Genomic DNA, 20,259 nt, shown 5'->3' with positions numbered 1-20,259 from the left:
TCTATCCGGTTGGATGATGCCCATCACTGAACAGACCTATCCAACACGAAATGAGGTGATCCAGTATTTATCGGCTTATGAACAGAGATATCAATTTTCGATTGTTCGTCCAGTACATGTCGATCGTGTGGAATCGAAGGGAAAGTATTTAGACGTATATGCTGGAGAAAAGTTTTGGCGAGCCAAGGTGGTGGTCAGTGCAACAGGGACATGGCGCCAGCCGTTTATTCCTGATTATCCGGGACAGGAAAACTTTCAAGGCACGCAGTTACATTCAGCCCATTACCTGAATGCAGATCCATTTAAAGATAAGAAAGTCATCGTGGTGGGTGGGGGGAATTCGGGCGCGCAAATACTCGCTGAGGTTTCACAAGTTGCTGAAACCATTTGGGTCACAAAAACTCCGCCTCAATTTTTACCTGATGATGTCGATGGTCGAGTACTGTTTTTAAGAGCAACTGAGCGTTTAAAAGTACAACAAGAAGGAAGAAAAGTTGACCAGCCAATAGGTGGCCTAGGTGATATTGTGATGATCGATAGTGTCAAAGAGGCAAGGAATAGAGGAGTCTTACATAGCCGTCCACCTTTTCAATCTTTAGCTACAGATGCAGTTATTTGGCCAGATGGAAAAAAAGAGAAAATTGATGTGATTATTTGGTGTACTGGATTTAAGGCTTCATTAAATCATCTAAAAAGTATAGATATAGTAGAGCGAGATAACTTTGTAGAAGTTCAAAATGGAAGGTCTATTAAGTTACCTAACTTGTGGTTAGTTGGATATGGAGATTGGACAGGTATGGCATCTGCAACATTAATTGGCGTTTCTAGAACAGCGAGAGCTACAGTAGATGAGATCTTCACTTATCTACAAGAAATTAATACTAAAAAATTTTCAGAATAATTATCCATATCGAGTATAAGAATTTTAGAATCGGTTTTGTGTCTAGGCTACTGGGAGCATTCCAATATTTTGATTATTATTTCACTAAAAGTGTCTACAAGATCATGCTATTCATTAAGCCATAATTTTTGATATTTAAACCTAATTTCATGAATTGCACTAAAAAGAGGGAACTCTTTCATAATTTATAATTAAATTAGAAGTTTTCTTAGGAAGCTGTTTAATATTATTGATATCTATACAGTTTTTCTTGTAAAAGCGCTTCATTTATAGTGAGTATTTCAATAAAATAAGGGAGCTAGCTCCCTTATTTTATTCATTTGCTAATTAAAAATTACTCGCAACTTGATATGTGATGAATGAAAAGATGTAGGCTAATGCAAACAAATAAGTTGCCATAATGATGGGCTGTTTCCAGCTGCCAGTTTCTCGTCTAATTGTTGCTAACGTAGCAAGACAATGGGGAGCAAAAATAAACCATACCAATAATGATAAACCTGTGGCTAACCCCCATCCATCCGGGCCTGAAATTTGACTTAACAGACTTTGAGTTACTGTATCTTCATCACCTGACATCGCATAAATCACCCCAAGAGCAGCAATTACAACTTCCCTTGCTGCCATAGCAGGAATGAGTGCAATACATATTTCCCATGTAAACCCAATAGGCGCAAATATAGGATGAATTAAATGCCCTAACTGACCAGCTAAACTATAGTTAATGGCCGGCATGGTTGCATTATCTGGTGGTTGAGGGAACGTGACTAGCACCCATAACAAGATAGACAGCGCAACGATAATGCCACCAACTCGTTTTAAGAAAATAGTTGCCCTATCATATAAGCCTAATGCAATATTTCTAATATCTGGAATTCGGTATGTGGGAAGTTCAAAAATAAAAATACTTTCAGTTTTATCTTTTCGAACCAACTCCAGAAAGACTGAAACTAATAACGCTGAGACTATTCCCGACATATAAAGACCAAAAAGGACTAATCCTTGCAGACTTAACCAGCCGTAGATTAATTGGTTGGGAATAAATGCCGCGATCAATAAAGCATATACTGGCAATCTTGCTGAACAGGTCATCAAGGGTGCAATCATAATTGTTGCTAATCGGTCCCGTTCAGAGCTGATACTTCTGGTTGCCATAATTCCGGGAATGGCACAAGCAAAACTGGATAGCAGAGGAATAAATGAACGGCCGCTAAGCCCGGCTTTAGACATTAATTTATCTAAAAGAAATGCTGCCCGGGGTAAATAGCCTGACTCTTCAAGCATTAAAATGAAGAAGAATAAAATCAAAATCTGAGGCATATATGCAAGCACGCTACCTGCACCAGCAATTACCCCATCCACAACCAAGCTTTTTAATAGAGGATGTTGGATTAGTGGTCCAATAAAATCACTGAGCCATGCGACAAAATTTTCAATGAATTCAATAAAAGGCGTTGCCCATATAAATACCGCCTGGAACATCACAAACATGGTTAAAGTTAAGATTACTAAACCCAATACAGGATGTAGAAAAATTTTATCTAGAAATGCGGTTCTTTTATCACCACTGTCATTATTTAAAATAACTTGTTTGGTGATTTGTTTGACCTGTTCAAAATGACTTAATTCAGAATGATAAGGAGTAATAAAAAGATTTTTTTGATCTAATTGATTAATTAAATCTTGAATTCCTTTTGTTTTAACTGCGACAGCTTCAACTACAGGGATACCTAACAGTTGAGACAGTTTATCCTTATCAATGGAAATACCACGCTTTTTGACCTCATCCATCATATTTAATACAAGAATCATAGGGCGATTTAGAGCACGAACTTCGAGAACCAAGCTCAAATGTAAGCTTAAATTTGTGGCATCTACAACGCATATAAAAATATCGGGTAGAACTTCACCTTTTAGCTCGCCCAAACAAACTGCCCTGGTGACTTCTTCATCTAAACTACTAGGTTTTAAACTGTAAGTTCCGGGTAAGTCCAATACTCGTACTGCATCACCAGAAGGTAATTTAAAAGAACCTTCTTTTCTTTCTACGGTAACTCCAGCATAGTTGGCAACTTTTTGTCGCGTACCAGTAAGCGTATTAAATAAAGAGGTTTTTCCGCAATTTGGATTACCGACTAATGCAATGTTCTTAATCTTCATTGGATACTAACTCTACAAAAATTCTTTCAGCTTCATTCTTTCTTAATGCGAATCTTGAAGTTTCAATTTGAACTAAAACAGGATCTCCGCCAAAAACACCTTTAGCGAGTACTTGTAGAGTTTCACCCTCTCTAAAACCTAATAGTTGGAGCCGTTCCAATACGGGATCAGTGGTATGACTGTATTGATTACCTTTTTTGAGATCTCTAATTTTGACGATCTGATTTTGTTTAACTTGAAATAGATTCATTTTCGATACTCTTACTTCAAAGCCAAAATCTTTCGAGCACCATTAAGCACGAATAAAGAAACCAGGATGCCAATGATTAAGTCTGGGTAAGCTGATCCCGTCCACGCCACGAGTACACCGGCAAATATAACGCCCATATTTACCACAACGTCATTCGCCGAGAAAATCCAACTGGCTTTCATATGTGCGCCATCTTCTCGATGACCAGAAATAAGATATAAGCATGTCACGTTAGCTATAAGTGCGAGCAGGCCAATAACAATCATGAGCGTTGATTCTGGCTCGCTTCCAAACATGAATCGTCTAATGACATCAATAATCACGATGACAGCAAGTAATAACTGAATCCAACCTGCGAAATGGGCTGCTTTCACTTGATATTTCGCAGCTTTTCCGACGGCATATAGCGCAATACCATAAACGGCTGCATCGGCAAACATATCTAGAGAATCAGCAATCAATCCTGTAGACGCAGCAATAATTCCGCTGATGAATTCTATAAAGAACAGTAGAGCATTAATGCCTAATAACAGTTTAAGTACTTTAGCTTGTCTCACAGGATCAGGTTCATTAGGTATATCGCCTGTAGAAAGCTGTGTTTCATCAAGTTTCGCCCCAAAACCCAGTCCTTCAAGTTTGGCCGTAATTTGCTGACTCCCTTCATTATGGAAGACTTTCAGTTTTCGATTGGGAAGATCAAAAGTAAGACCTTTAACTGCTTCAATATCTGCAAGAGCCATACGGACCATTTGCTCTTCAGCAGAGCAATCCATTTTAGGAATGGTATAGGTACTTGTTTGCTTAGCCTGTTGATTGCTTATATAAGTTTCAGTCTTCACAAGCTTTGCACCAAAACCCAAAGCTTCAAGTTTGGTAGTTATATTTTCATCTTTTTGATTATGTAGAACCTTTAAAGACCGGTTAGGTAAATCAAAGATGAGTTTTTGAACACCATCAATTGAAGATAGCGCCATACGAACCATCTGTTCTTCCGCAGAACAATCCATTTTGGGAACTAAGTATTCACTCATGTAGTGCGAATCTTTTAAAACGTTTTCAGTGCTTAAATTTTCTTTGGGATCAGAACCACAACAGGATTGAGCGGTATCTTCACAACTGTTTGAAGTGTTACAGCAAGGAGATGAAGATTTTTCTTCTTCCTCTTCACCACAACAGCTAGGCGTATTATCACAATTCTTTGAATTGCTTGCTTCTGCAATTGATGGATGATTTTCTTGTTGAGATTTCTTATCTTCGCATGGTGTTTCTTTACTACATCCACAGCCACTCATAGTTATACCCATTAAAAAAATTTATAAACTTTGAATATTAGAATCCCTATAGTTACTATAGAGTCAAGATTTTTTGGAAATACCAACTCAATGCATTTAAAAATTGGTGAACTCTCTAAAAAAACCTCATGTTCAGTATTAACAATTAGGTTTTATGAAAAGGAAGGTTTAATTCCGGAACCCGAAAGAACGGAAGGAAATTACCGCCTTTACGATATAGGCTATGTTGAGCGAATTAAGTTTATTTTGAATTGCCGAACTTTAAATATGAGTTTGAATGAAATTCGTCAATTACTCACCTATAAAGATAATCCCAAGAAAAATTGTTCAGATGTGAATGAATTAATTGACTTACATGTCAGTGCTATCAGAGAAAATATAATCAAGCAACAAAAGCTTATTGAACAATTATCTGATTTAAGAGGTACTTGTGATGGCTTATGTACAATTGACCAATGTGGAGTTCTAAAAAATCTAGCTTGATTATCTAGACCTATGCTTTTTTCAAAAATTCTGTATATCTTTACTTAAGGCTGCAAAAAGTTTAAGGTTACTCAAATTCTGTGATCAGATCTTTGATAGATCTGGACAGCTTCTTATTGGTGTTTTAAATACAGATTTGTGTATGAAGAGAAAAACATTTCTAATCCAGATATTGGTACTCTTATTCACATTCCAGAATATTTGGAGTGTGGCAGAGGCTGCTTGTCTGCATGAAATGCCAAACATACCCAATTCAATACTCTCTAATCCAATCGATTTAGACGAAAAGAGTGATAGTCCTAGTCAAGCACTTTATTCCTTAGAAAACTATAAAGAAATTTATGACTATTGTCAGAAGGTTTGTTTTAACGAAAAGTGCAGTCATTTCTCAAATACAATCGTGATTCAGATTGACCCACCCGATGATTTGAAGCTTAAAACTCATTTTGAGACAGTCCTTACACCATCTTATTTGGGAAGAACTTTTTATAAATCCCCTTATCTGAATCAATTAACACCCCCTCCTGATTTGCCCCTACTATTGGTGGGGTAGTCTTATAAAAGCCCACCACTCCTAATCTCATTATGTGTGGGGCATTTCATGTCAAAAAACAAATTATATCAGGATACTTCTATCCTGAATTTATCCTGGTCAGCATTCCGTACAGGTGTCTTGCTATCCGCAATGATCAGCTTGAGTACTTCTGTAGTCGCCAGTCCTCAAGATTTAACGCTGCGACAAGCCATTGATCAGGTCAACCAGTATCAAGCGTCCCAAAATTTCTGGGAAACGCAAAACAGCATTAATGCCACGAATCTTCAGCAAAGTAAGCTGTTTAAAAATCCTGAACTGTCAGTTGAACAAACGGGATTTGGTTCAAATAATGAAAAAGAGCTTACCATTGGCATATCACAACCCTTGGATATTTTTGGTGAGCGAAGAGCAAACCAAAAATTAGCCAGTCTCTCTACAGATAAAACAGCGCTGAAACAGAAGATTTATCAAGCACAAATTGAGCTTGCAGTGAAATATGTATGGTCACAACTGGCCATTGCTGAACTTGAAAAAAACATTGTCAATGAACAACTTCGGGTGAGCCAAGAAAACCTTCAAGCAATCGAAAAGCGCTTTAATGCAGGCAGTATTGCCCAAGTAGATGTAAATCGCGCACGTTTAAGCCATGCTGAAAATATCCGTCTTTTTAGACAGGCAGACTTACAGGTACAAGTGGCCACCCAACAATTATCAAATTTATGGGGTACGTCTGATAAGTCATTGCAGGTAAACCTCTCTTCACAAAAGCTCTGGCCAAAATCGACTCATGAACAGGTTCAAGAATATTTAGCGGAAAACTACGTTGAGAAATATCGAGCTTTACTGGTATTAGAGTCTCAAGCAACGGTTGATCAACTAAGGGCAAAGGCACGTCCTAACCCCACTTTAAACCTAGGTGTCAACCGCACCCAATCCTTGGAAAACTCCACACAAAATCAATTAGTAGTCGGAGTCAGTGTACCGCTTAATATTTTCGATCGTCAGCAAAATGGCATAAAAATCGCGCAAGAAAAAATGAACTTATTAGAGCGTCAGAAAGAGTTTTATCTGAAGCAAAATGCGCTGCAAATAGGCACAATTTTAACCGAGTTGCAGGGTTTAGAGCTGCAATTCAAAGTCGTTGACGAGACTCAAATTCCTTTGGCGACTCAAGTTCAAAGTAAGACGCTACAAGGTTTCTTGGCAGGCAAGTTTGCTTTAACCGATGTTCAGCAAGCCACGCTTCAATTACAAGACATCCGTCTGCGTAAAGTCCAGTTGTTACGGGATGGCTGGCAAAAGGCCATTGAAGCAGAAAGTTTGAGCTTAGGCATTAGCCCAAGTGAAGTCATGTCGAAAGATGCTATTGCACAAATCAATCAAAACTTATGGCAAGACATACAGGCCATGCCTGTCATTGGTGGGGGAAATTAACATGTTCGATCTTAAAAACAGCTTAAAAAAACAGAGCGGAAAAATCTCTCAACCTCTACTGATTAGTTTGGTTATCGGCGCTACCGTACTCCTCAGTATTTTTTTGATCTTAACGGGTAAGAATAAATCGGAAACATCAGATGAACATGCAGAGGAAGAAAGCGGAGAAGAACATGGCGGTGAAACTGAAGAGCATGCCGAAGGCGTGAGCCTGACCGCCAAGCAACTGGTTGAACAAGGTATACAGTTATCAGCGGTCGATCAAGGTCCGGTGGTTAAATTAAGTTCTTATCCTGCCAAACTCAATGTGAATACGGATCAGCAAGCGCATGTCTCACCGAGTTTTAGCGGTCATGTAGAAAATGTCTATGTAGAACTCGGCCAAAAAGTTCAGAAAGGACAGCCTTTAGCTGCGTTGCTTGTGCCTGACTTAGTCGATCAACAGGCCAATTTTAAAATGGAACAAACCAACCTTGAACTGGCTAAACAAGACTTCGATCGTGAGCGTCAGCTTTGGTCACAGGGTATTTCAGCAAAACAAGACTATCAACGTGCTTCCAACGCCTATAAACGGGCACAAATTCAGGTTCAAGCGGCCCAATCACGTTTAAGTGCATTTGGTGCAGTGAATGCCAGTAATGGCCGCTATATTTTGAAAGCCCCCATTTCCGGCGTGATTAGTAAAAAGGATTTGGTGCTAGGAGAAAATGTTCAGTTAGCAAGTCAACTCTTTACGATAGACAGGTTAGATCAGCTCTGGCTTGAGTTTATTGTTCCAAATTCTGAAATTGTGGGCTTAGCCCCGAATCAAAAGATCGAATTTAAATCCTTGCAAACAGAAAAGGTTTATCAAGCTGTTATTCAGACTTTAAATACTGAAGCGGATATTCAAACAGGTCGTCTTCAGGTGCGAGCAAAAGTTGAATCGAATGCAACCGAATTACGTCCAAACTTGATGGTGAACGTACAGTTGCAACAACGGAGTGAAAGTACCGCATTACGGGTACTTAAGTCCGCAGTTCAGAATGTCGATGGAAAAGATGTGGTTTTTGTCGCCACTCAGCATGGACAAAAAGTTGAATTCAGTCCGCAACCTGTGAAATTAGGGCAATCATCTGGGGAGAGCCAATGGATTGAAGTGGTGAGTGGGCTTAGTCAGGGACAAAAATATGCCGCTCAAGGCAGTTTTTTACTGAAATCCGAGCTGGAAAAAGGAGAGGCTTCACATGAGCACTGAAACTCCTCAAATTCCAGACCACGAATCGGTAAAACCTGAAGGACTGTTTGATCGACTGATCCAGTTTTCTATCCATAACGCAATCTGGGTCATGCTGTTTATTGCGGCTTGGATTGCTATTGGTATTTATAGTTATCAAAAGTTACCGATTGATGCTGTACCAGATATTACCAATACTCAGGTGCAGATTAACACTTCAGCCAATGGTTTTACGGCTTTAGAAATGGAACAGCGGATTACATATCCAATCGAGAATGCCATGTCAGGCATGCCGAAAATGGAACAAACCCGTTCTATTTCACGCTACGGCTTATCGCAAGTGACCATCATTTTTGAAGATGGCACGGATATTTACTGGGCCAGACAGCTCATCAACCAGCGTTTGCAAGAAGCAATGGGAGAAATGCCTGAAGATGTGCAACCTACCATGTCGCCTATTTCGACAGGTTTAGGTGAAATTTATCAATGGGTGATTAAAGCCGAACCAAATGCTAAAAAACCGGATGGAACCGCTTATTCTGCGATGGATTTACGTGAAATTCAGGATTGGATTGTAAGGCCGCAATTACAGCGTGTAAAAGGCGTTGCGGAGATCAACAGTATCGGTGGCTTTAATAAAACCTATGTGGTTGCCCCTGATCTGAACCGATTACAACAATTGCAAATTCCTTTGACTGATTTACAAACCGCCTTAACAGAAAATAATGAAAACCGTGGTGCTGGCTATATTGAGAAAAATGGACAACAGCTAACGGTTCGTGTTCCTGGCACTTTAAACACGATTGAAGATATCCAGAACATCAGTATTGCCAATAAAAACGGCTATCCGATTCGGGTGGCAGATGTCGCCAATGTCTCAATTGGTCATGACTTGAGAACAGGGGCTGCAACCTATAATGGTGAAGAAACTGTATTGGGTATTGCCATGATGATGATGGGAGAAAATAGCCGTACCGTTGCTCAAGCCATTGATGAAAAGGTGCAATCGATCCAGCAATCGCTACCTAAAGGTGTGGTGATTGAGACTGTGTATGACCGTACGCATTTGGTTGATCGGGCGATCAAAACCGTTCAGAAAAATTTGATTGAGGGTGCAATCCTCGTCATTGTTATTTTATTTCTCTTTCTAGGTAATTTCCGTGCTGCGCTGATCACGGCTTGCGTTATTCCACTCTCAATGTTGTTTACCTTGACGGGAATGGCAGAGCAGAAGATTAGTGCAAATCTGATGAGTTTAGGGGCACTGGACTTCGGTATTATTATTGATGGTGCAGTGGTTATTGTAGAAAACTGTATCCGTCGGCTAGCAGAAGCTCAGAAGCTGAAAGGTGGTTTACTTAGCCGTTCTGAAAGATTTAAAGAAGTCTTCTTGGCTGCAAAACAGGCGCGTCGTCCTCTGATTTTTGGACAGTTAATTATTTTGGTGGTTTATCTACCTATCTTTACCCTGACGGGGGTAGAAGCCAAACTTTTCCATCCTATGGCAATGACGGTTGTACTGGCTTTAATTGGGGCCATGATTTTATCTGTCACTTTTGTGCCAGCCGCAGTTGCCCTATTTGTCACTGGAGAAGTCAAGGAAACCGAAAGTCGCTGGATGCATTGGCTTAAAACCAAATATGAATTGCTTTTAGATAGAGCCTATGAGCTTCGTTTATTTGTGACTATTGTGGCTGCCTGTATTTTAGTGCTTACGGGTGTGCTAGCCACTCAAACAGGTAGCGAGTTTGCACCTCAACTGGGTGAAGGTGATTTTGCTGTTCAGCAAATGCGTTCCCCAAGTACAGGGTTAGAACAGTCACTGAGAATGCAGGAAAATACTGAAAAGTTACTGTTGAAAGAATTTCCTGAAATTAAAGCAATCTTTGCCCGTACCGGTACAGCAGAAGTGGCCACAGATGTCATGCCACCCAACATTTCAGATGGCGTGGTACTGTTAAAACCTCATGATGAATGGCCTGATCCAAAACAAACGATTGATGAGCTTCGCCAAAGAATGATTACTTTCTTAGCGACATTGCCGGGAAATAACAGTGAGTTCTCGCAACCCATTGAACTGCGTTTTAACGAGTTAATTTCAGGGGTGCGAAGTGATGTGGGTGTCAAGTTATTTGGCGATGATATGGAAATTCTGAATCGTGAAGCGAATAAGATTTCTCAGAAAATTAAATCAATTTCAGGCGCGACAGCCGTTAATGTAGAGCAAACCAGCGGCTTACCCTTGTTGAATGTAGAAGTTGATAAGTCCAGAGCAGCACAATACGGCTTGTCGGTAAGAGCAATTCAGGATCTGGTAGCTACAAGTGTCGGTGGCCAGAATGTTGGAACAATTTTACAGGGAGACAAGCGTTTTGATTTTGTCATCCGTCTAGATGAATCCCAGCGTAGTCCTGAACAGTTAGCGGTACTTCCTATTCAATTGCCGAATGGTGGTTTAGTCCAACTGCAAGATGTGGCACGCGTTGAAAATATCCTGGGTATTAATCAGGTCAGCCGTGAAAATGGTAAACGTCGAGTGGTTATTACTGCAAATGTAGAAGGACGTGATTTAGGCTCATTCGTAACAGAGCTTCAGAGCACGTTATCCAAACAGGAATTACCAAGCGGTTATTGGATAGATTATGGCGGTCAATTTCAAAATCTGATGTCTGCAAAAGCGCGTATGCAATTGGTGGTTCCGCTCGCATTGTTGACGATCTTTATTCTATTGATGGCTGTATTTCACAACATCAAAGAAAGCTTACTGGTCTTTAGTGGTGTACCGTTTGCCTTGAGTGGAGGCTTAATCGCGTTGTGGTTGCGTGACATTCCATTATCCATGTCAGCAGGCGTTGGCTTCATTGCACTATCGGGGGTGGCTGTACTGAATGGCTTAGTGATGCTTACCTTTATCAAAGAGCTGCGACAGCAATATGACCTTTATTATGCAACGTGGCAAGGTGCAATATTGCGTTTAAGACCTGTGTTAATGACCGCTTGTGTTGCTTCCCTTGGGTTTGTTCCGATGGCTTTGGCAACCGGTACTGGGGCAGAAGTACAGAGACCTTTAGCGACTGTAGTCATTGGAGGAATTATCTCCTCTACCCTGCTTACATTGGTTTTATTGCCTGTACTGTACCGGTGGATGAATGAAAAGAAAGCTTCTTAATCCATTAGATTAAGCAATTTTTAGCAGAGATATTGGGTCTGTCTCAAGTATCTCTGCTAATCATGGATTGAATAAGGAAAATTTTATGTCAGAACATCATGATCATAGCCATGCGGTTGTTACTGAAGGAAATAGTAAGAAATTAATGTTTGCTTTGGGTTTAACGACTACTTTTTTAATAGTAGAAGTTGTCGCTGCTTTTATTACCCAAAGTTTAGCATTACTGTCTGATGCCGCTCACATGTTTACTGATGTAGCCGCATTAGCTATTGCTCTTGCTGCTATCAAAATTGGTAAAAAAGCCGCAGATGATAAAAGAACTTTTGGCTATCAGCGATTCGAAATTTTAGCGGCTCTGTTTAATGCGGTGATGCTTTTTGTGGTGGCGATATATATTGTCTATGAAGCTTACCAACGTTTTACGAATCCTGCTGAAATTCAAAGTATTGGAATGATGATTGTCGCAGTCATTGGTTTGGTCATAAATTTGATTTCAATGAAAATCCTTTCTGCGAGTGCTGAAGGAAGTCTAAATGTGAAAGGCGCATATTTAGAAGTTCTTAGTGATGCACTGGGATCGATAGGCGTGATTATCGGAGGAGTGGTCATTTATTTTACCCAGTGGATGTGGGTAGATACCTTAATCGCTGTGTTAATTGGCTTCTGGGTCTTACCTCGAACTTGGGTTTTATTAAAACAAAGTATCCATATTTTGCTTGAAGGGGTTCCTGATGAGATTGATATTGAGTCGTTAAGAAATGATTTATTGATGCTAGAGGGTGTTGAAGGGATTCATCAGTTGAAAGTCTGGGCTATATCTTCAAAAAACATTCATTTAACTGCTCATTTAGTTGCTCCTAATAGCGATCCAGATCAGCTCTATCAAAAGGCCTTAGACGTTCTAAAACATAATCATAGTATTACTGAAATTACGTTACAAATAGAAAGTACGGAATGTAATACATTGGAACAGCATAAACATTAAAGTGCTGCTCTTTCTACATAATGGACAGATGACTAGGCTGATAAACCTTACCATTTTCCTGTATTACACTTCTATTTATCACACGCACTTTAAACACCATCCTGAGACATTTTAAAATTACAAGAATGTAATTTATGAGTCCTCTGGGTGTTAATTCTTTAAAGTTAGAATATCTAACAAGTATTAAATGAGAGTAAATAAACATGCTATTCAAAAATAAATTTTGTACTAAATTACTGTTAATTAGTGCATTCTTTAGTATCGCAAGTTTTAGTTATGCAGATGGCGGATTGTTATTTCTTGAAAAAAATTTAAAAGCTTCTAAAGTTGAAAATTCTAAACAAAAACAAGTTAAAAATAATGAATCAAATGAATCAAATGAATAGTTGGGTTGCATAAATAAATCAATTAGACTTATTCATTCAGCAATATAATTCCTGAATGAATAAGTTTATAACTAAAACCTATCACACCATTAGTTGAACTACATATAATCATAATATTAAAAATAAAGTATTTTTTTTTAATCCCATTTCAATGGGCACTGTTGCAAATAGAGATTTGAGTCGATGAAGTTCCCTTTAAAAAGTGCTTAGAGACCGAAAACCCTGTTGATTAGACACACTTCACCCTGAGGCTGACCATAATAAAATGACGATGCTTGTCCTTTACGTAGTGCACGCATGACTTCAATACCTTTAATTGTGGCATAAGCCGTCTTCATAGATTTGAATCCTAATGTGGCTCTGATGATTCGCTTTAACTTACCATGATCACATTCAATGACATTATTTTTATACTTAATTTGCCTGTGCTCAATATCTACTGGACATTTTCCTTCTCGCTTTAATCGTGATAAAGCATGGCCATAGGTCGCTGCTTTATCTGTATTGATGACCCGTGGAATTTGCCATTTTTTCACCGTATTGAAGATCTTTCCTAGAAAACTATAGGCTGATTTACTGTTCCGTCTAGCGGAAAGGTAAAAGTCAATCGTATGACCACGTTGATCAACTGCGCGATACAGGTAAGTCCATCGCCCCTTCACTTTGATATAAGTCTCATCCATATGCCATGAATGTAAATCTGTAGGATTACGCCAATACCAGCGTAACCGTTTTTCCATTTCTGGAGCATAACGCTGAACCCAACGATAAATTGTACTGTGATCCACATTGATGCCTCGCTCAGCGAGCATTTCTTGAAGTTCACGATAGCTGATGCCATATTTACAATACCAACGAACAGCCCAAAGAATGATTTCACCTTGAAAGTGCCGACCGTGGAAGGGATTCATCTGCTGTATCTCGAAATAAATAAGATATTTAGCTTATCATGTCAGCCTATTTGCAACAGTGCCCAACTTTGACGATAGCCAAATCAAATGCTTATGAAATTATGTGTAATTTTTTGACAGTCAATAGAAACAATAACTTAGGGTATAAAAGTGGAATTTTTGACTTTATATCATATTTTTTACAGGGCTATAAAAGCTAGAAAATTAAAAAAATGCGAAGAGCTCATGATTTTAAGTATTTAAAATCAATTATTTATAAATTATAGAGTGGAATTCATGACAGTCATTTAGCTTTGGACAGCACATTAACCAAAGAAACCTAGAAAAAATTAAAAACGGCTTGAGAAAAAAGCTTCTTCATTAAATCAATTGAAAAGTTGAATATTACCGTTTCGTAAGATACATAATTTTGTACCTTACATGGCTTTTTCATACATAAAGTACAAAATTATGTATCTTATACACGGACAAAAAATACAATTTTAGCTGTTCTTTTTACAACGCAGAAATAAACAACCATCTGGTGCAACAGCAAAATGTAGGGATCGTACATGGTCTTTTAGCCAGAGTAGTAGAGGAACTTGCTCTTCATGGTGGTGTAACTGTCTGGCTTCAGCGTATTTAACATAAAATCTCTTACACTAAATTTAAGTCCAAGCCCAAATAGAGTATCCAATCTTAAAATACTAAATTGAATTCTGGATAACTATTAAGAATATAACTAGAAATTATTGCCACGTTTATTTAAAAACCATTCATCATAATTTTATTGTCTTACCAATGACTTAAAGATTACCATTTGGTTTTGTGACGAAATCAAAGGTGATTAGAATGAGTGAAAATAGGGGTGGTAGTCGGGAAGGATCTGGTCGCAAGCCTAACTACAATGAACCTACCAAGACCATGCGAGTTCCAGTATCGCGTATTGTAGAGATTAAACATTTCTTAGCAGATAGCAAAAAGCCCGCTTTTAATGATATTGCATCTATTACTCTCGTTAATGCTTCAACTTTTATGCAAATTCCATTGGCTTCTGAAAAAGTAGCTGCTGGCTTCCCCTCTCCTGCGCAAGATTACATTGATAACACTTTAGATATGAATGAACATCTCATAAAAAACGAGGCGGCTACATTCGTTGTCAAAGTTGCTTCCCTTTCCATGCGTGATGCGGGCATTGAAATTGATGATGAGCTTTTAGTTGATCGTAGTCTTGAAGCAAAGCATGAAGATATTGTTATTGCCCTGATCGATAATGAGTTCACGGTCAAGCGACTAATGTTTGAAGGTGATAAATGTTGGCTTAAAGCAGAAAATCCCGATTATTCCGATATTCATCTTAAAGATGGTCAAGAAATGGTGATTTGGGGCGTAGTGACTTTTGTCATAAAACCATTCAGAAAACATAAATAATTATAATCTATTGGTTTTATTTACATGGAAAGTCAAAACAAGATATTTGCTTTGGTAGACATCAATAACTGTTATGTGAGTTGTGAACGTGTCTTTAATCCAAGCCTAAATAACAAGCCTGTTATTATCCTTTCTAATAATGATGGCTGTGCTGTAGCTCGTTCGCAGGAAGCCAAAGACTTAGGTATCAAGATGGGCGTTCCCCTCTTTCAAATTAAGGACATGGTAGAGCAACATAAAGTCCAAGTTCTTTCCAGTAACTATGCACTGTATGCTGAGATGTCTCGTCGCTTTATGAAGGTACTTTCTGACTTTGTCACACCTCAAGAGCAAGAAATCTATTCTATAGATGAATGCTTCCTAGACCTGACAGCTTATGCATCAAACTATGATTTAACTGAATATGCCCACACAATCCTAGATCGTCTATTACTTTGGCTGGGTTTACCGGCTTGTATTGGCATTGGGCGTAGTAAAACTGAAGCAAAAATTGCTAACCATATTGCCAAGAAGAATAGTTATCTAAAAGATGTCTGTAACCTGATGTCGATGGACTATTGCTCGACTGAAAGTTTATATCAAGCTATTGAAGTGGGTGAAGTATGGGGGATAGGTAGAAAACATGCGAAAAAACTAAATAGTATGGGAATTACTTCAGTTTTGGATTTAGTCTGTGCCTCACCTTTAATGATTAGAGATCAGTTCTCTGTTGTCATGCACCGAACGCTATTAGAGTTACAGGGCGTTTCTTGCATCGAGATTGAACAGAGTCCTCAAGCAAAAAAACAGATCATTGCAAGTCGGTCCTTTGGCCAAAAGGTCTATCACAGTGATGATCTTAAAGAAGCAATGACACTCTATGTACAGGATGCGGTTAGCCGTTTGAGGAATGAAAATTTATTGTGTGGCTGTATTATTGGATTTATACAATCCAATCCTTTTGACAGCTCTAAACCATTCTATAATAAGTCTTTATCATTTGCCCTACCGGAACCATCAGACAGTAGCTTACTGCTCTCTAAAATCGCTACAGCCATGATAGATGGATTACATCAAAAGGACATTGCCTTTAAGAAAGGTGGTGTCATTCTGACCTGTCTTGAACCTAAAGATAGTCATATATATGACCTGTTCACAGACATGAATAAGGTTGAGTTAAGTAATAGGCTTATGGATTCACTGGATGATATTCATAGCAGGTTTGGTAAGAAAACGTTAGCACTGGGAGCCAGTATGCTGCCAAACAGAATATGGAATATGTCACGGAACCAACTTACCCAAAATTACTTCAAATGGGATCAACTTCTAGTCGTGTCTTAATCAACATAATGTACGTCTTTGTAGGCTTGTTCGAAAAAAATCTTGAGTGCATATTGGGGAAACTTATTGGGGATAGTTCGATGAGTTTCATACATATAAGTAATCTATGCATTTATCTATATGCCACAGACCGAGATAGAATACCGGTTGAAATTTGGCGTATTCCGGACACCGATTGGACTTATAATGACTTATGGCGTGCACCGTTAAATTTTGAGGAAGCTAAAAAGAGTTAGTACAAACTAAATTTTCTATAGGTGAGATAACTTAATAATATCGATTAAAATGCCTACTTGGCCATTCTGAACATTAGATGAGTGTTTGAAACACCTTAAAGAATAAATCCAAAGCAGATCCTTCAAAAAGTTAAGCAATGTAATGGAGAGTAACTATGAATACTTATCAATTTACTGTTGTCGTAGGTGATGCTCCCTCTGACCTATCAGAAATTGAAAATCAGTTTTTTGAAGCCGGTTGTGATGATGCATTGCTATGCAGTTTCAATAATACTGTGTATTTAGAATTCTGTAGAGAAGCTGAATGTGCAGAAAAAGCAATTAAATCAGCTTTAGATAACATCCGTTCTTTAGGATTAAAAGATCTGAGTGTTGAATAATAAGGGAATTTATATTTCTTACCATCCTAAATCTTTTTCTTCTTTAGCTTTCTGAACTTTATTGGATTGTTTGTTATTTCCTGATGCACGTTTACGTACTTTACCGCGCATTTTATGAAGCTGAATTGGAGAGATCAATTGTGGTGGCATAAAGCTATTTAAATGCTCAATCATTCCTAGAGCATCCATAATTATGACAAAATCTTCAAGAGTTACCTTACCTTTTTCTGCATTGATTACAGTTCGGCGCTCTACTCCTGATTTTTCTGCTACTTCACTCTGTGTTAAATTTTTATTTAGTCGTGCCCGTTTTAAACGACTACCAAGTTCTTGCACAATGACGCGAGGCATATCACTATATTTAATATGCATTTAGGGTACCTTTTTTTATATATAGTATGTACTTAAGCTATAAGATAATTTTTCATAGATCAACACTTAAGCCCCTCTCAGTCCGTTCAATTATAGACTTTCATTTTTTGTAGCTTCGCATAAGAGATTTTATATGAGGTAAGAGATAAAAAGGCTCCTCATTCGAGTTTTTGGCAAAATGTGTATTATGTGGATTTCAGGAAATAAAAATAAATAAATAGATCTGAATGTACATTATAAATTTATAATTTTTCACTGATATTCACAAATTTTATGTCTGAAATTATACGAGTTATTCAATATTAATTTGTCTGAAAATATTGTACAATTTTTATATGTAAATTGGAGATTTCTATGACAAGTACAGCTCAAGTACAACCCACTGTTACTGGAAATATAAGACACCAAATTGCAAAGTTTAACCGTGGGCGTGTTTTTTCTATAGACACTATCAAAGTGGAGTCTAGTTCACGCCAAACCATTCAACGTAGCCTATCTCGTCTGGCAGAGGAAGGGCTTATTAACCGTATCCAAAACGGAATTTATTACAAACCGGTAATAAGTAAAATTTTAAATGGCAAACAAATGCCTCCAGACATCGATGAAACCATAAAAATCATTACCGCTAAAAACAAGGAAAAAATCCAATTACATGGTGCAGCAGCAGCGAATAGATTAGGCTTAAGTACTCAAATGCCTATGTACAAAGTATTTCATACGAATGGCATAACGAGAGAGATCGAGATTGCAGGTACTAAAGTATATTTCGCTCATACGAATAACGCTAAATTACTTCAATATTCTGGAACCAATGTAGGACTAGCTATTTCAGCTATGTACTACCTCGGTAAAAACATTGTAAATGAAAAAGTTATTTATCAGATTAAAAACCGTCTAACTGAACGAGAATTCAATCAGCTCCGTAAAGCAAAACTTGTAAGTTGGATGCAAAAAGCACTAAAAACGGCAGAAGAATATGCTTAAAAAGTTCCTAAATCTTAATGTTAAAGATCAGCTCCAGATTCTTCAGGCTTATGCTGAAGAAGCTCAAAAAGACTTACGCATAGCAGAAAAAGATATTTGGGTCTGTTGGGTTTTAAAACAGTTATTTGAAATGCCAGAATGTTTAAAAATGGCCTTTAAAGGAGGTACATCTTTATCAAAGGTTTATAACATTATCGACCGTTTTTCTGAAGATATTGATATTACCTTGGACTATCGACAATTCAAGGCATTCTTAGACTTAGGGCTAAATGAAGAAAAAACAGTTCCTGAACAATTAGGACGAAGTGTACGGAAGCGTCTAGAAGCAGGTCTAAAACTAGAAGTTAAATCATATGCTGAAGATGTGGTAGCACCTTATCTTCGTCAATTAGTCACTGATTTACCTCGAAGTGAACTATTTGAAATTAAAGTTGATGAAAGTGGTGAATGTTTACACTTCATTTTCCCCTCTGTGGTGAAAGAGAATAAACATAAATACATGCTTGAGTACGTGCTCATTGAATTTGGTGGCCGTAATATTATTGATCCAAATGAACAAAAAGTTGTTAAGCCTTATATTGCAGATATGTTTGATAGCTTTGAATTTCCAAGTAGCAATATAACTGTTCTTTCACCAGAGAGAACTTTTTGGGAAAAAGCCACATTAATTCATGTAGAGTGCCATCGAGGTGTAAGAGAAAGTGCTGAACGCTTATCACGCCACTGGTTTGATCTTGTAGCTTTTTGGAATCATTCAATTGGCCAAAAAGCTATTAACAATATTGATTTATTGAACGATGTTGTCGCATTAAAAAGTACTTTCTTTAATGCATCCTATGCACATTATGATCAATGCTTAAAGGGGGGGGTCTTACTTACTCCAAATCAGAACAGTATTGCTCTCTTAGCATATGATTTCGATAAAATGAGAGATGCCAAAATGCTTTATAACTCAACAATGACATTTGATGAAATGATGAGTTCAGTTAAAGAAATCGAAGCGAAAGTCAATGAAACCATCCAGGATTATTTGATTAAAAAACAGTCTTAATCTCTTATTAAATAGCCACTACTTTTATAGAGATGGTTTGGCTAGCTAGAATGGCTAATGAACAAGGTACTTATGAGTAGTAAACGATAACCTAAAGAATTACTTATATGCTAAATAACCCTAATAATTTCAAGGTCATTGTTTTTGATGTATTCGGTACTCTGATCAAAGCAGAACCGAAACGTTCCCCCTATAAAAAATTAATGAAATGGTTAAAAGATCAAGGTCGAAGACCTGCTTGTGATGATGCTGCCGTAATCATGTCTACATTTGGAGGGTTTACAGAAGTAGCGGACCGATTTGGGAAAGATATTCCTGCTCCCCTCCTTCTGGAATTGAACGAGGACTTAAGTGATGACCTGCAAGCGATGACTCTATACGAAGATACGATTTCAACTTTAGAAAAATTAAAGCAATCTGGCTTTAGATTAGCGCTTTGCTCTAATCTGGCTAAACCCTATGGTGAAGCTGTATTTTCAATACTTCCCGACCTAGAAGCCTATGCCTGGAGTTATGAAGTGGGAAGTATCAAACCAGAACCTGAAATTTATCAATACCTCATTGACCAGCTGAATTGTCATCCGAAAGAGGTTTTGTTTATAGGAGATACTCCCTTAGCTGATGTAACGGGACCCATGGCATTTGGCATGTCAGCGAGATTAATTGATCGTAAAAAAGGACAAAAAATTTCAGATATTCTTGCTGATTTGCTCTAATGATTTTCAATTTTTTAGAGGAATAAGACATCCTTAATAACAGCAAGACAAGATTGACTATAAAATTATAA

At 38.0% G+C, this 20,259-nt stretch carries 20 protein-coding genes; 15 read left to right on the top strand and 5 right to left on the bottom strand.

Going from position 1 to position 20,259, the window contains the following annotated elements; all coding sequences use genetic code 11:
* The coding region (locus B9T23_RS16005) for an ArsO family NAD(P)H-dependent flavin-containing monooxygenase (RefSeq protein WP_086194781.1) at window positions 1–901 on the top strand (901 nt) is incomplete at its 5' end.
* Between the two features lie 327 nt (window positions 902–1,228).
* On the opposite strand, the gene feoB is transcribed toward B9T23_RS16005, so the two are convergent.
* The 3 genes from feoB to B9T23_RS15990 are packed head-to-tail and all read right to left on the bottom strand — an operon-like array spanning window position 1,229 to window position 4,600.
* Complete coding sequence (gene feoB / locus B9T23_RS16000) at window positions 1,229–3,058, bottom strand: ferrous iron transporter B (RefSeq protein ID WP_086194778.1); 1,830 nt, start codon at window positions 3,056–3,058, stop codon at window positions 1,229–1,231.
* A complete protein-coding gene (locus tag B9T23_RS15995) occupies window positions 3,048–3,308 on the bottom strand; it encodes a FeoA family protein (protein ID WP_004665962.1) in 261 nt (86 codons plus the stop codon). Before B9T23_RS15995 ends, feoB begins: the two co-directional genes overlap by 11 nt.
* An 11-nt stretch (window positions 3,309–3,319) precedes the next feature.
* A complete protein-coding gene (locus tag B9T23_RS15990; RefSeq protein WP_004910216.1) occupies window positions 3,320–4,600 on the bottom strand; it encodes a cation transporter in 1,281 nt (426 codons plus the stop codon).
* 90 nt (window positions 4,601–4,690) lie between these two features.
* Here B9T23_RS15990 and cadR point away from each other — a divergent pair, with 90 nt between their 5' ends.
* From cadR to B9T23_RS15955, 7 genes are all read left to right on the top strand, one after another.
* Window positions 4,691–5,083, top strand: a complete 393-nt coding sequence (cadR, locus tag B9T23_RS15985; RefSeq protein ID WP_004281856.1) for a Cd(II)/Pb(II)-responsive transcriptional regulator — start codon at window positions 4,691–4,693, stop codon at window positions 5,081–5,083.
* Window positions 5,084–5,225: 142 nt separating this feature from the next.
* On the top strand, window positions 5,226–5,636 hold the full coding sequence (locus B9T23_RS15980) for a hypothetical protein (RefSeq protein WP_025465702.1): 411 nt from the start codon (window positions 5,226–5,228) through the stop codon (window positions 5,634–5,636).
* 48 nt (window positions 5,637–5,684) lie between these two features.
* Window positions 5,685–7,052: a TolC family protein gene (locus tag B9T23_RS15975; RefSeq protein WP_086044984.1), complete on the top strand. Its 1,368-nt coding sequence runs from the start codon at window positions 5,685–5,687 to the stop codon at window positions 7,050–7,052.
* Window position 7,053: 1 nt separating this feature from the next.
* Entirely contained in the window at window positions 7,054–8,289 is a 1,236-nt protein-coding gene (locus B9T23_RS15970) for an efflux RND transporter periplasmic adaptor subunit (protein ID WP_086194777.1), read from the top strand.
* Window positions 8,279–11,437 (top strand): efflux RND transporter permease subunit, encoded by a 3,159-nt coding sequence (locus B9T23_RS15965; RefSeq protein WP_074947736.1) that lies wholly within the window; start codon window positions 8,279–8,281, stop codon window positions 11,435–11,437. The genes B9T23_RS15970 and B9T23_RS15965 overlap by 11 nt, the downstream gene beginning before the upstream one ends.
* Window positions 11,438–11,522: 85 nt before the next feature.
* Window positions 11,523–12,422 (top strand): cation diffusion facilitator family transporter, encoded by a 900-nt coding sequence (locus tag B9T23_RS15960; RefSeq protein ID WP_016165559.1) that lies wholly within the window; start codon window positions 11,523–11,525, stop codon window positions 12,420–12,422.
* A 203-nt stretch (window positions 12,423–12,625) separates the two neighbouring features.
* Window positions 12,626–12,808, top strand: coding sequence for a hypothetical protein (locus tag B9T23_RS15955; RefSeq protein WP_004281850.1), 183 nt, complete (start codon window positions 12,626–12,628; stop codon window positions 12,806–12,808).
* Window positions 12,809–13,014: 206 nt separating this feature from the next.
* Here the strand turns inward: B9T23_RS15955 and B9T23_RS15950 are convergent, their stop codons facing one another.
* Window positions 13,015–13,719 carry an IS6-like element IS1008 family transposase gene (locus tag B9T23_RS15950; RefSeq protein ID WP_001067783.1) on the bottom strand — a complete coding sequence of 235 codons (705 nt, stop codon included), beginning with the start codon at window positions 13,717–13,719 and terminating at the stop codon, window positions 13,015–13,017.
* A gap of 486 nt (window positions 13,720–14,205) precedes the next feature.
* Here B9T23_RS15950 and B9T23_RS15940 point away from each other — a divergent pair, with 486 nt between their 5' ends.
* The 4 genes from B9T23_RS15940 (at window position 14,206) to B9T23_RS15920 (ending at window position 17,065) form a co-directional block, all read left to right on the top strand.
* A complete protein-coding gene (locus B9T23_RS15940; RefSeq protein WP_228145952.1) occupies window positions 14,206–14,349 on the top strand; it encodes a DUF3761 domain-containing protein in 144 nt (47 codons plus the stop codon).
* Between the two features lie 201 nt (window positions 14,350–14,550).
* Window positions 14,551–15,129 (top strand): LexA family protein, encoded by a 579-nt coding sequence (locus tag B9T23_RS15935; protein ID WP_086194776.1) that lies wholly within the window; start codon window positions 14,551–14,553, stop codon window positions 15,127–15,129.
* A 24-nt stretch (window positions 15,130–15,153) separates the two neighbouring features.
* The gene (locus B9T23_RS15930) at window positions 15,154–16,449 is read left to right on the top strand and encodes a Y-family DNA polymerase (protein WP_086194775.1); all 1,296 of its coding nucleotides are present in this window, start codon (window positions 15,154–15,156) and stop codon (window positions 16,447–16,449) included.
* A gap of 391 nt (window positions 16,450–16,840) precedes the next feature.
* Window positions 16,841–17,065: a hypothetical protein gene (locus B9T23_RS15920; RefSeq protein WP_228145949.1), complete on the top strand. Its 225-nt coding sequence runs from the start codon at window positions 16,841–16,843 to the stop codon at window positions 17,063–17,065.
* An 18-nt stretch (window positions 17,066–17,083) separates the two neighbouring features.
* Here B9T23_RS15920 and B9T23_RS15915 read toward each other — a convergent pair whose 3' ends face one another.
* Window positions 17,084–17,437, bottom strand: a complete 354-nt coding sequence (locus B9T23_RS15915; RefSeq protein WP_086194773.1) for a helix-turn-helix transcriptional regulator — start codon at window positions 17,435–17,437, stop codon at window positions 17,084–17,086.
* 354 nt (window positions 17,438–17,791) lie between these two features.
* On the opposite strand from B9T23_RS15915, the gene B9T23_RS15910 reads away from it, so the two are divergent.
* The 3 genes from B9T23_RS15910 to B9T23_RS15900 all read left to right on the top strand — a co-directional run bounded on the left by B9T23_RS15910 (window position 17,792) and on the right by B9T23_RS15900 (window position 20,188).
* Window positions 17,792–18,421, top strand: a complete 630-nt coding sequence (locus B9T23_RS15910; protein WP_086194772.1) for a DUF6088 family protein — start codon at window positions 17,792–17,794, stop codon at window positions 18,419–18,421.
* Window positions 18,414–19,472, top strand: a complete 1,059-nt coding sequence (locus B9T23_RS15905) for a nucleotidyl transferase AbiEii/AbiGii toxin family protein (RefSeq protein WP_086194771.1) — start codon at window positions 18,414–18,416, stop codon at window positions 19,470–19,472. Before B9T23_RS15910 ends, B9T23_RS15905 begins: the two co-directional genes overlap by 8 nt.
* A gap of 107 nt (window positions 19,473–19,579) precedes the next feature.
* Window positions 19,580–20,188, top strand: a complete 609-nt coding sequence (locus tag B9T23_RS15900) for an HAD family hydrolase (RefSeq protein ID WP_086194770.1) — start codon at window positions 19,580–19,582, stop codon at window positions 20,186–20,188.
* Window positions 20,189–20,259: the final 71 nt, after the last annotated feature.

This window comes from Acinetobacter terrae, from assembly GCF_002135195.1.
Taxonomy (GTDB): Bacteria; Pseudomonadota; Gammaproteobacteria; order Pseudomonadales; family Moraxellaceae; genus Acinetobacter; species Acinetobacter terrae.
The sequence above is the reverse complement of the archived record's forward strand: the minus strand, read 5'-3'. Positions and strand labels throughout refer to the sequence as shown.